We start from the raw sequence: 11,362 nt of genomic DNA, 5'->3' as shown, positions 1-11,362 counted from the left end.
ACATTTCCTTTTGAGCGTGATGCCTGTGAGTCATCTTGATGACTCACAGGCATCACGCTCACTGGGATGAGGCCCGCCGCCAGCCGCCAGGCCATCGACCGCGGCGGTCCTGGGCCGGATCAGCGGCGAGTCGTCAATATGCCGCAGAGGTATCGCCGGCATCTGGCCCTGGTCCACCATGCGGAGATGCCATCCACTCGCCTTGTCACCCTTCTCGGCGCTACCGTGCGGCAGCAACGACACCTGCGCGAGCTGAGCCAGCGTCAGTTGGCCGCGCTGGCCGGGGTCAGCCAGGCTGCCGTGGCCAGGATCGAACGTGGCGAGCGTGCGCCGACCATCCCGGTGCTGGAACGGATGCTCGCTGCGATGGATGTGCAGCTGGCCGTCGGGGTGGAGCCGCTGGACGCGCACCTTGACGCCCGGATGGACGACCTGGCCGCTCGGCCGCTCGCGGAGCGGATCGACGAACTGGGCCTGGATCGGCTTTTGGACCGGCTCAGCGATCTCCCGCAGGTGCTCACCGGGAGCACGGCTGCCCTGTTGCAGGGTGCGCCGGTGCCGGTGGACGCGCTGGAGATCGCCGTGCGGTGGCAGGACTCGAAGGTGTTGACCCGTTGGCTGGAAAGGAACTACGGGCAGCGGTGGAACGCTCGCTGGGGTGAGTTCGGCGGTGTGTGGCTGGAGCCCGAGGAGCCGGGCGAGCACCGTTGGTCGACCAGGTACGGCGAGATCAGGGCCACGATGTGCGACGAACTGCCCGAGACGATCGAGGTGCGCCACGGCGGTCGGGGCTACCAGGTGGTGCCGCTCGTCGAATTGGAGCTGGCCGAGCCGCGCGCCGGCGAGCTGTTGCGCCGCTACCGTGACCGGCAGCTGGCCAGCGGAAGCTGAGCCACCCGCCGGCCACGCCAACAGCAGGGCGGTGACCGGGAGCCGCGAGCCGCCGAGGTCAGCCGGCGGTGCGCTCCCAGTCGATGGTGGGCAGGCCGGCGTCGGCGAGCGCCTTGTTGGCCGCGCTGAACGGGCGGCTGCCGAGGAAGCCACGCGGGTTCATCGGGCTGGGGTGGCCGGCCTCCAGCACGACGTGCTGCGGGTTGGTGACCAGGGCCGCCTTCTTGCGGGCGTAGCCGCCCCAGAGCAGGAAGACCACCCGGTCCGGCGAGGCGTCCAGTGCCCGGATGGTGGCGTCGGTGAACTCCTCCCAGCCGGCGTTGGCGTGCGAGCCCGGGGTGGCCTGACGGACGGTCAGCACCGCGTTGAGCAGCAGCACGCCCTGGGCGGCCCACCCGTCGAGGTTGCCGCTGCGCGGCTTGGGAACGCCGACGTCCTCGCCCAACTCCTTGAAGACGTTGCGCAACGACGGCGGCACCGTCACACCGTCGCGGACGCTGAAGCTCAACCCGTGTGCCTGCCCGGCCCGGTGGTAGGGGTCCTGCCCGAGGATCAGCACCCGGGTGCCCTGCGGCGGGCAGAGCCGGTAGGCCGAGAACAGGTCCTCCAGGGGAGGGAAGACGGTCTGCGTCGCGTATTCCCGAGCGACGAACTCGGCCAGCGCGGCGGTGCGCGCCGCATCCAGGTGTGGGGTGAGCACGGCACGCCACTGCTCCGGCAGCAGGGCCAGCAGATCCAGGGCGGGGGCGTCGTCGGGCATCAGGAACCTCTCACACAGCACGGGTCGGTCCCCCGCACTCTAGGCATCGGGTACGACAGCGGCCGCCCTAGCCCAAGTCGGCGAGCCGACGGGCCCAGTCGCCACCGATCGGGTCCAGCTCGACGATGCGGGTGTCGTCGTCGCGGCGGTCGATCCGGACCCGCAGGTGCGCGTCGACCAACTGCTCCACCAGGCCTTCACCCCACTCCACCACTGTCACCGAGTCCTCGACCGATGCGTCGAGGTCCAGGTCGTCGATCTCGGCGCGGGGGTCGGTGGCGGCGCCCAACCGGTACGCGTCGGCGTGCACCAGGGCGACCCGGCCACCCCGGGCCGGATCGGGGCGGTGCACCCGGGCGATCACGAACGTCGGCGAGGTGATGTCGCCGAGTACACCGAGCCCGGCGCCGACGCCCTGGGTGAGAGCGGTCTTGCCGGCGCCCAGCGGGCCGGTCAGCAGCACCAGGTCGCCGGCGCGCAGCAGCCCGGCCAGGCGTCGGCCGAACTCCCGGGTGTCCTCGACGGTCGGCAGCTTGACGACGTGACTCACCGTTCCTCCGGCTCTACGAGTGATTCGAGGAACCGCGCGAGCGCGCCGTTGACCTCGTCGGCGTGCTCCAGCATCACCACGTGTCCACTGTCTTTGATCTTGACGAACTCGGCGTGCGGCAGCCGCCGGACGATCTCTTCCGAGTGGGTCACCGGAGTGATCATGTCCTTGTCGCCGACCACCACCAGCACCGGCGTCGCGGCCAACGCCGCGAGAGCCGGGAAGCGCGAGTGGGTGGCCAGGGTCCGCAGGTAGCGGGTCACCGTGTCGGCTGATGTCCGGGAGTTCATCGTCTCCACGTAGGACACCAGCGACGGGCTGGGCTTGCGGGTGCCGAAGCCGTACTTGCGGGTCAGCAGCCAGGCCACGTTCGACGTCGACTTGCGGGCCTTGTCGATCACCGGCCCGCCGTACCGGGTGGCGTTGCTGACCATGTACAGCACCGGGCCGCCGACCCGGCCGAGCAGCGCGGGCGCGACCAGCTTGGTCTCGGCGATGAGCCCGCCCGAGGTGGCCATCAGGACCGTGCCCACCACCCGGTCACCGAACAGCTCCGGGAACAACTCGGCGAACGCCATGATGGTCATGCCGCCCATCGAGTGACCGACCAGCACCAGCGGCCCGTCCGGGGCGGTGCGGTCGATCACCTGGCGCAGCGTCCGGCCGAGCACCGCGAGGTCGTACTCCCCGGTCTCCAACCGGCCGGACCGACCGTGACCGGGCTGGTCGTACGCCACGACCCGGTAGTCACCTCGGGCCGCGAGCATCTGGCGCTGGAAGTGGAACGTCCCCATGTCCAGGCAGAAGCCGTGCACCAGCACCACCGTCGGATGCCCCGGCACCGGCCTGGTCGGCTCGACCACCTCGACGTGAATGTCCGTGCCGTCCGGCAGCTCCAGACGGAACGCCTCGTCGTACCGCTGCTCGCCGAACGCCTCGTGCGCGTAGCGGTCGGCCGGGTCTGCCTTGAGCCGGCGGACCAGGGTGCGCTCGGTCGCGACGCCGGCCGCCAGGCCCGCGGCCGCGACCCCGACCGCGGCCCCGAGGATCCCCGCGACCCGGCCCGCCGCGGTCCGCGGACGCGGAATGCGGTAGCTCATGGCCGCTCGCCGTCATAGATGCGAGGCACGCGTGTGCTGCCGAACCGGGTGACGATCTCGTAGTTGATCGTGCCGACCGCCTCGGCCCAGTCGTCGGCGGTCGGCTCACCGTCGGCACCACTGCCGAACAGGGTCGCCACGTCGCCGTCGGCCACCGGGTCGTCCCCGCAGTCGATCACGAACTGGTCCATGCAGACCCGTCCCGAGATCGTCCGCCGTGCGCCGGCAAGCTGGACCGGGCCGGTGTTGGACGCGTGCCGGGGAACCCCGTCGGCGTACCCGAGCGGCACCACGGCCAGGTTCGCGTCCGCCTCGGTGGTGTAGGCGTGCCCGTAGGAGACGCCGGTGCCGGCGGGCACCCGCTTCGTGAGCATCACCCGGGCGCGTGCGGTCATCGCCGGCCGCAGCCCGTACGTCTCGCCGGCCACCGGGGAGAGCCCGTAGATGGCAAGGCCGGGGCGAACCAGGTCGAAGTGGGTGTCCGGGCGGGTCAGGGTGGCGGCCGAGTTGGCGAGGTGCCGCCAGCGCGGGCGCAGCCCGGCCCGCTCGACCATGGCCAGCCCCTCATGGAAGACGGCCAGTTGGCGATCGGTGGTGGGGTGGCCGGGGCTGTCCGCATACACGAAGTGGCTCCACACACCGACCACCTCGACCAGGCCGTCGGCCTGCGCCTTCGCGGCGGCGTCCAGCAGCGCCGGCCAGTCGGCGACGGTCGCACCGCCCCGCGACAGCCCGGTGTCGATCTTCAGGTGCAGACGGGCGGGGCGCCCGGCGAGCCGGCTCGCCTCGATCATCTCGTCCAGCTGCGGCAGACTGGCCGCGCCCAGGTCCACCCCGGCGGTGACCCCCTCGTGCAGCGGCAACCCCGGCGCGAGCAGCCAGGCCAGCACCGGCACTGTCACTCCGGCCCGCCGCAGGGTGAGCGCCTCGTCGAGGGTGCAGACACCGAGCCAGTCCGCGCCAGCGTCGAGCGCGGCGCGGGCGGCCGGGAGCATGCCATGGCCGTACCCGTCGCCCTTCACCACCGCCATCAGCTCGGCGCTGGTTCCGGAGCGGAGCCTGCTCACGTTCTCGCGGATCGCGTCAAGATCGACGCGTACCTCGGCCTGCCACATACGCCCAGCCTACTTTCCGCCGTGATCACCGGGGGCGGCGACGCACGCCCCCGGACGACGACCCGGCCGGAACGGGCCGATCAGCCCAGCCGGGCGACAACCGGGCGAAGTGCGGTGACCACGTCGGGCGCGGTCACCGGCCCACCCCGGGCCGCCTCCCGGCCGGCGAGCCCGTGCAGGTACGCGGCCGAGGCAGCGGCCCGATCGGCGGGCACCCCGGCCGCCAGCAACGAGCCGAGCAGCCCGGCCAGCACGTCACCCGTGCCGCCGGTGGCCAGCGCCGGAGTGCCGGTCGGGTTGACGTACGCCCGGCCGTCCGGCGTGCCGATCACCGTGCGGTCCCCCTTGAGCAGCACCACCGCGTTCATCCAGGCGGCCAGCCGCAGTGCGGAGCCGACGCGGTCGGCGCCGGGCTCCTCCCCGCACAGCCGGGTGAACTCCCGGTCGTGCGGGGTGACCACGATCGGCGCGTCCCGCCCGCGCAGCCGGTCGGCGAGTGAGCCGTCCACCAGCAGGGTCAACGCGTCGGCGTCGAGCACCACCGGCACCGGGGAGGCCAGCACGGCGCGCAGCTCTGCCGCCGCGTCCTCTCCGGTGCCCAGGCCGGAGCCGCAGACCCAGGCCTGCACCCGGCCCGCGTCGGCGACCCGCCCACTGGCGATCACCGAGGGGTGCTGGTGCAGCACCTCGGACCGGGCACCGCCGGCATAGCGGACCAGGCCGGTCGGCCCGGCCAGAGCGCCGCCGACGGAGAGCACCGCAGCACCCGGGTAGGTCGCCGAGCCGGTCGACACCCCCACCACGCCCCGGCTGTACTTCTCCGACGCCGGGCCCAGCTCCGGCCACCAGTCGACCAGGTCGGACCACTCGGTGACCCGCAGTGCCGGGGAGCCTCGCAGCCACGGGCGCAGCCCGATGTCGACCAGCTCCACCTGCCCGGCCAGGGCGGCTGCCGGCCCGACCACCAGTGCGGGCTTGAGAGCGCCGAACGCCACCGTCACGTCGGCGCGGACCGCTGTCGGTCGGCCGGACGCGGACAGCGGCACGTGGCCGGTGTCCACCGCGACCCCGCTCGGCACGTCCACCGCCAGGATGCTGGCGCGCTCGCCGTCGCGCCCACGCAGCTCGCCGAGGCGTTGGACCACCTCGTCCGCACTCGCCCGCAGCCCACCGGTGCCGCCGATGCCGACGATGCCGTCCAGGACCAGGTCGACCGGGCCGGCCGGCTGCGGCACCAGCCGGCCACCGGCCGCTCGCAGGGCGGCCAGCCCGGCGGCGTGCGCACGCCCGGGGGTGAGCAGCAGGGCGGACACCTGGACTCCCCGGCGGGCCAGCCGCTCCCCCGCGTACAGGGCGTCGCCACCGTTGTCACCGGAACCGACCAGCAGCAGCACCCGGGCGCCGTAGACCCCGCCCCGCTCGGCGAGCAGCAGCGCGGCCCGGCGGGCCAGCCCGGCGGCGGCCCGCTGCATCAGCGTCCCGTCCGGCAGCGTGCCCATCAGCCCTGCCTCGGCCGCCCGTACGTCGGCCACCCGCCACACCGATCTCATGCCACCGTGTCCCATTCGTTCGCGGGTGGACCGGTTGGCCCGCCCAGCCGACGTCACCGTTCCGCGACCACCATCGCCGACGCGATCCCCCCGTCGTGCGACAACGAGAGATGCCAGCGGTTGACCCCACGCGCGTCGGCCGCCGCCGCGACCGTGCCGGAGACGGCGAGCCAGGGACGGCCGTCCGGGTCGGGCACGATCTCGCAGTCGTGCCAGCTCAGCCCGGCCGGAGCGCCGAGCGCCTTGGCCACGGCCTCTTTGGCGGCGAAGCGGGCGGCAAGGGACTCCGGTGATCGCGGGGCACCGGCGCGGGTGTGTCGCTCGGCAGTGGTGAAGAGCCGGTCGGCGAGCAGCGGCGTCCGTGCCAGGGCCCGGGCGAACCGGTCGACCAGGACGACGTCGATGCCGACAGCGACGATCACCACTTCACCCTACCGGCGGCCGGGGCCGCAGATTAGCCGTCGGGCCCGCGGTGGGCAACGCCTGTGGACAGGCCGGGGTACGCCTCAACGCCGGCTGTCCACAGGGCACTCGACGACCTCCGGTACGCGCCTAGCGTCAGCGCGTCGATCCCGATCGTCGGTGGGGGTGTGGTCATGACCGATAAGCCGTTCGTCGTCCGGCCGGAGGAGCTGCGCGCGGTCGCCGTGGTGCTCGACGACGGGGCGCACCGGCTGGCGCTGGGCCTCGCGGGGGTGCCCGGGTTGCTGGTGACGGCACCCGAGTGGCGAGCCGGCGCGGCCCTGGCCGGGGTGGAGGCAGCCGTGCACTCCTGGTTGTGCCTGGTGGGTGCTCGGGTCACGGCGGCCTCCGCCGGGATGCGGGCCGCGGCCGAGGCGTACGAGTCGGTCGACGACCGGGCGGCCGACCGGTTCGCCTCCCTGCACCGGTGAGCAGCGTCGCCTACCGACACCTGTGGGCAGCCGATCCGAGCGGGTGGCGGGCCGCCGGGACGGCCTGGGCGGGGTTGACCGGGCTGGTCGACCGACGCGTCGGTGAGCTGCGTACCGCGGACGGGCGCTTGCGGGGCGGTTGGTCGGGCGCGGCGGCCACGGCGGCGGACGCCCGGCTCGTCGGTCTTCGTGACGAGCTGACGTCGGTCGCACCCGTGTTGATCGAGGTCGACCAGGTGCTGGCCGAGTTGGGCGGCCGGCTGACCGTGGCGAAGGCACGGCTCGCCGATGCGGTCGCCCTGGCGGACGCGGCCGGCCTGCTGGTGGACCGCTCGGGTGGGGTGCACGTCGATCCCGCCCGGGCCCGGCCGACCGAGCGGGCCGGCGTGGCTGCGGCCCGGGTGGCGGCAGACCTGCGGGACGCGCTCGACGAGGCCGGTGCCGCGGACCGGGCCGCCGCCGACCGGTTGGACGAGCTGGCTCGGGCCGCCGGCACCGGCTGGGCCTCCCCGCCACCGCCGGACCGGCCGGCCCCCGGTGCGGCGCCGACCCTGGTCCGCGCCTGGTGGGCGGGTCTGACACCGGCGCAGCGACGGTGGCTGATCGGGCACGAGCCGGCGCTGGTCGGCCGATTGGACGGGGTGCCGGTGGCCGCCCGCGACCAGGCCAACCGGCTGCGGCTCGGGGTCTGGCGGGAGGAGCTGCTGGCCGAGCGGCGGCGGTTGCTGACGCGCCTGCCACCGGGGGCGCTCGCGTCGGTCCGGCTGCGCGGGCTGGCTGAGCGGTTGGCCGGTCTGGACACGCTGGGCGGACGACTGGCGGGCGACGGGGAGCCGCGGGCATACCTGCTGGGGCTGGATACGGCCGGTGAGGGTCGGGTGGTGCTGGCGCTCGGCGACCCGGACCAGGCCGACCGGGTGCTCACCTACGTGCCGGGGATGGGTTCCGGGCTGGACGACGCCCCCGGTGAGCTGGGCAGGGCGGCGCGGGTGCTGGACCGGTGCACCACGCTCGCCCCGACTGAACGCAGCGCGGCGGTGCTCTGGTTGGACTACGACGCCCCGGATTTCGTGACCGACGCGGCTTTCGCAGGTCTGGCACGCGATGCCGGCCCGGCGCTGCACCGCTTCCAGGAGGGGCTGCGGGCCACCCACGAGGGGCCACCGGCCCGGCAGACCGTGCTCGGGCACAGCTACGGGTCACTGGTGGTGGGCATGGCCGCCCGGGAGCACGGGCTGGCCGCCGACGCTCTGGTCTTTGTCGGTTCCCCAGGGGTCGGTGCGTCGCACGCCGCCGAGCTGGGCGTGCCCGCCCGGGAGGTCTGGGCGAGCAGCGCTCCCGACGACGTGATCCGCGGGGCCCTTCCGGTGGACGAGATGGGCCGACGTGCGCTGTCCGGCGCGGCTCCGCTGGCCGCCGCGCTGGCCTGGCCCGACCGGACCGGCCACGAGCTGTGGTTCGGTCACGACCCGTCGGATCCCGGATTCGGCGGTCGGGTCTTCGGCAGTGGGCGAGGAGGCCACACCGGTTACTGGGACCCGGGCAATCCCGCGCTGGACGGGATGGCCCGGGTCGTGCTGGGCCAGGTCGTTGAGGGGCCTACTCGACGGTGACCGACTTGGCCAGGTTGCGGGGCTGGTCCACGTCGTGTCCACGGGCGGCGGCGATCTCGGCGGCCAGCACCTGCAACGGCACCGTGGTGACGAGCGGGGCCAGCAGCGTCGGCGTACGCGGCACGTAGATGAGATGGTCGGCATACCGGACGACCGCCTCGTCGCCCTCCTCCGCGATCACGATGGTCCGCGCACCGCGCGCCCGGACCTCCTGGATGTTGGAGACGACCTTGTCGTGCAGCATGCCCCGGCCGACCGGCGAGGGCACCACGCAGATGACCGGGGTGCCCTTGTCGATCAGGGCGATCGGGCCGTGCTTCAGCTCGCCGGCGGCAAAGCCCTCGGCGTGCATGTACGCCAGTTCCTTAAGCTTCAGCGCGCCCTCCAGGGCCACCGGGTAGCCGACGTGCCGACCGATGAACAGCACTGTCGGCTCGGACTTCAGCTCCCGGGCCAGCTCACGGACGGGCTCGATCCGGTCGAGCAGCTCGCGCAGCTTGCCGGGGATCTCCTGCAACTGCGCGACCACCGCGCCCACCTCGTCGGCGAACTTGATGCCGCGCACCTGGGCCAGGTGCAGGCCGATCAGGTAGCAGGCGACGACCTGGGTGAGGAACGCCTTGGTGGAGGCGACGGCGATCTCCGGCCCGCCGTGGGTGTAGAGCACGGCGTCCGACTCACGGGGGATGGTCGAGCCGTTGGTGTTGCAGATCGCCAGCACCCGGGCCTTCTGCTCCTTGGCGTGGCGCAGCGCCATCAGGGTGTCCATCGTCTCGCCGGACTGCGAGATCACCACGATCAGCGTGGACCGGTCGAGGACCGGGTCGCGGTAGCGGAACTCGCTGGCCAGCTCCACCTCGCAGGGGATCCGGGTCCAGTGCTCGATGGCGTACTTGGCGACCATGCCGGCGTGGTACGCCGTGCCGCAGGCCACGATGAAGATCTTGTCGACGTCGCGCAGGTCCTGGTCGCTGAGGCGGACCTCGTCGAGGGCGATCTCGCCGGTCTCGGTGAGCCGGCCGAGCAGCGTGTCGGCGATGGCCTGCGGCTGCTCCTCGATCTCCTTGAGCATGAACCAGTCGTAGCCACCCTTCTCGGCGGCCGAGGAGTCCCAGTCGATGTGGAAGTCCTTGCCGGCGGCGGGCTGGCCGTCGAAGTCGGTGATCTCGATGCTGTCACCGGTGATCAGGACGATCTGGTCCTGGCCCAGCTCGACCGCTTCCCGGGTGTGCTCGATGAACGCGGCCACGTCGCTGGCCAGGTAGTTCTCACCGTCGCCGCGGCCGACGACCAGCGGCGAGTTGCGCCGGGCGCCGACGACCGCACCGGGCACGCCGGCGTCCACCGCGAGCAGGGTGAACGCGCCCTCCAGCCGCTGGCAGACCACCCGCATGCCGGCGGCGAGCAGCTGCGGGCTGTCCGGCTGGCCGGCGGCGCGCAGGTCGGCCAGCGCGGCGGCGAGCAGGTGCGCGGCGCACTCGGTGTCGGTGTCGCTGGTGAACTGGACGCCGTCGGCCTCCAGCTCGTTACGGAGCTTGGCGAAGTTTTCGATGATGCCGTTGTGGATCACCGCGACCCGGCCGTCGGGGGCGACGTGCGGGTGGGCGTTGCGGTCGGTCGGGCCGCCGTGGGTGGCCCACCGGGTGTGCCCGATACCGGTGGTGCCGTCACCGATGCCGATCGGGCTGGCCGCGCAGGAGGTCGGGTCGTCGGCGGCCCGCTCGGACAGCACCTTCTCAAGGTTGGCCAGCTTGCCGGCCTTCTTCTCGGTCAGCAGCCGGTCGTCGCAGACGATCGCGACGCCCGCCGAGTCGTAGCCGCGGTATTCCAGCCGCCGCAGCCCGTCGAGCACGATGCTGAGTGCGGGGCGCGCGCCCGCGTATCCCACGATTCCACACATGGCCCGCAGCCTAACCCAGTTTCACTCATGATGGGTGCTCGAAAGTCGGGTTATCAATCACGGAATCTGAGCGATCGGGGGTTGGCGGGGCGCAACGGGGACGAGCATCGCAGGCCGGGCGGGGCCGCCCGGAGGTGACGGGGGTTGCGGCGCGCCGTCGGGTACGACAGTCTCTCGGCGGGTTCGGCGCGCCCGCCCTCGGCCCGTTCGTCCCATACCCACTCCCGCCCGGAGCAGCCATGTCCGACGCGCCCCCGCCCGATCCGTCCCCCTCCCCACCATCGGACCCGGCACCCGGCGGCACGTCGGGGTCGGCACCCGAGCCGTCCCCGCTGCGCCCGGCCTCTCCGTTGCCACCGGATCCGACGGCACCGCCCTCCCCCGCTGGGCTCCCGGCGCCCGACCCACTGGCACCGGCTCAGCCGTGGGCACCGCCGGCGCCGTGGGCGCCAGGCCCGTGGACTCCGGCCGCGCCGTGGACCCCGTCGCCGCCCCCGACCCAGTGGACGCCCCAACCGCCGCCGACCCCGTGGACGCCCGGGCCACCGGCGTCGCCGTGGTCGCCGTCCCCGCCCGACCCGTCGGATCCGACGGCCGCCGGGCCGCCTCCGGCAGCAGGATGGCCCACGCCTACCGGTGCGCCACCGCCCGCGCACTGGCCGCCGTCAGCCGGATGGCCGCCCCACGGCTATCCGCCGCCGTACACCTACCCCGGCCAGCCGCGTGCCAGCGGCAGCCCGACCACGAGCAGCGGCCGGATCGTCGGCATCGTCGTCGCGGTCTTCGTGGCACTGGTCCTGGCCGTCTGCGGTTGCCTCTGCGCGAGTGGTTTCCTGTTGGACAGACCCGGCTCGGAGCCGATCGCCGAGGAGCCGTGGGTTGTTCCCGACGACGGTTGGACCGCGCCCACCACACGTGCGCCCATTCCCGAGCGACCCAGCCCCGCGCCCCCGACCCCGAGCAAGCAGCCGGTCATCCGACCGACGTCGG

10 protein-coding genes are annotated in these 11,362 nt (G+C 73.5%); 3 read left to right on the top strand and 7 right to left on the bottom strand.

The window, feature by feature from the left end; translation table 11 throughout:
* Positions 1 to 186 precede the first annotated feature (186 nt).
* Positions 187 to 891: a helix-turn-helix domain-containing protein gene (locus tag KBX34_RS26370; protein WP_247672255.1), complete on the top strand. Its 705-nt coding sequence runs from the start codon at positions 187 to 189 to the stop codon at positions 889 to 891.
* Between the two features lie 58 nt (positions 892 to 949).
* On the opposite strand, the gene KBX34_RS26365 is transcribed toward KBX34_RS26370, so the two are convergent.
* The 6 genes from KBX34_RS26365 to KBX34_RS26340 all read right to left on the bottom strand — a co-directional run bounded on the left by KBX34_RS26365 (position 950) and on the right by KBX34_RS26340 (position 6,388).
* Complete coding sequence (locus KBX34_RS26365; protein ID WP_141911135.1) at positions 950 to 1,651, bottom strand: uracil-DNA glycosylase; 702 nt, start codon at positions 1,649 to 1,651, stop codon at positions 950 to 952.
* 67 nt (positions 1,652 to 1,718) lie between these two features.
* Positions 1,719 to 2,201 (bottom strand): tRNA (adenosine(37)-N6)-threonylcarbamoyltransferase complex ATPase subunit type 1 TsaE, encoded by a 483-nt coding sequence (tsaE, locus tag KBX34_RS26360; protein WP_088950186.1) that lies wholly within the window; start codon positions 2,199 to 2,201, stop codon positions 1,719 to 1,721.
* Positions 2,198 to 3,301, bottom strand: coding sequence for an alpha/beta fold hydrolase (locus tag KBX34_RS26355; protein WP_210927575.1), 1,104 nt, complete (start codon positions 3,299 to 3,301; stop codon positions 2,198 to 2,200). Before KBX34_RS26355 ends, tsaE begins: the two co-directional genes overlap by 4 nt.
* A complete protein-coding gene (alr, locus tag KBX34_RS26350) occupies positions 3,298 to 4,416 on the bottom strand; it encodes an alanine racemase (RefSeq protein ID WP_099848616.1) in 1,119 nt (372 codons plus the stop codon). Before alr ends, KBX34_RS26355 begins: the two co-directional genes overlap by 4 nt.
* 80 nt (positions 4,417 to 4,496) lie before the next feature.
* Positions 4,497 to 5,966: an NAD(P)H-hydrate dehydratase gene (locus KBX34_RS26345; RefSeq protein WP_210927573.1), complete on the bottom strand. Its 1,470-nt coding sequence runs from the start codon at positions 5,964 to 5,966 to the stop codon at positions 4,497 to 4,499.
* A gap of 53 nt (positions 5,967 to 6,019) precedes the next feature.
* Positions 6,020 to 6,388, bottom strand: coding sequence for a holo-ACP synthase (locus KBX34_RS26340; protein ID WP_141911139.1), 369 nt, complete (start codon positions 6,386 to 6,388; stop codon positions 6,020 to 6,022).
* A 174-nt stretch (positions 6,389 to 6,562) separates the two neighbouring features.
* Here KBX34_RS26340 and KBX34_RS26335 point away from each other — a divergent pair, with 174 nt between their 5' ends.
* The gene (locus tag KBX34_RS26335; protein WP_210927571.1) at positions 6,563 to 6,859 is read left to right on the top strand and encodes a hypothetical protein; all 297 of its coding nucleotides are present in this window, start codon (positions 6,563 to 6,565) and stop codon (positions 6,857 to 6,859) included.
* Positions 6,856 to 8,472, top strand: coding sequence for an alpha/beta hydrolase (locus KBX34_RS26330; protein WP_210927569.1), 1,617 nt, complete (start codon positions 6,856 to 6,858; stop codon positions 8,470 to 8,472). Before KBX34_RS26335 ends, KBX34_RS26330 begins: the two co-directional genes overlap by 4 nt.
* Here the strand turns inward: KBX34_RS26330 and glmS are convergent.
* On the bottom strand, positions 8,459 to 10,372 hold the full coding sequence (gene glmS, locus KBX34_RS26325; RefSeq protein ID WP_088950192.1) for a glutamine--fructose-6-phosphate transaminase (isomerizing): 1,914 nt from the start codon (positions 10,370 to 10,372) through the stop codon (positions 8,459 to 8,461). The two genes, KBX34_RS26330 and glmS, sit on opposite strands and share 14 nt — an antisense overlap.
* Between the last annotated feature and the right edge of the window lie 990 nt (positions 10,373 to 11,362).

This window comes from Micromonospora sp. M61 (assembly GCF_018070245.1).
GTDB lineage: Bacteria > Actinomycetota > Actinomycetes > Mycobacteriales > Micromonosporaceae > Micromonospora > Micromonospora zamorensis.
This window is presented reverse-complemented; position numbering and strand designations above follow the sequence as displayed.

What these genes read in the sequence shown, in the direction of transcription:
- KBX34_RS26370 (WP_247672255.1), top strand. Translation starts at nt 187, where the DNA reads ATGCCATCCACTCGCCTTGTCACCCTTCTCGGCGCTACCGTGCGGCAG.
- KBX34_RS26365 (WP_141911135.1), bottom strand. Translation starts at nt 1,651, where the DNA reads ATGCCCGACGACGCCCCCGCCCTGGATCTGCTGGCCCTGCTGCCGGAG.
- KBX34_RS26355 (WP_210927575.1), bottom strand. Translation starts at nt 3,301, where the DNA reads ATGAGCTACCGCATTCCGCGTCCGCGGACCGCGGCGGGCCGGGTCGCG.
- alr (WP_099848616.1), bottom strand. Translation starts at nt 4,416, where the DNA reads ATGTGGCAGGCCGAGGTACGCGTCGATCTTGACGCGATCCGCGAGAAC.
- KBX34_RS26345 (WP_210927573.1), bottom strand. Translation starts at nt 5,966, where the DNA reads ATGAGATCGGTGTGGCGGGTGGCCGACGTACGGGCGGCCGAGGCAGGG.
- KBX34_RS26335 (WP_210927571.1), top strand. Translation starts at nt 6,563, where the DNA reads ATGACCGATAAGCCGTTCGTCGTCCGGCCGGAGGAGCTGCGCGCGGTC.
- glmS (WP_088950192.1), bottom strand. Translation starts at nt 10,372, where the DNA reads ATGTGTGGAATCGTGGGATACGCGGGCGCGCGCCCCGCACTCAGCATC.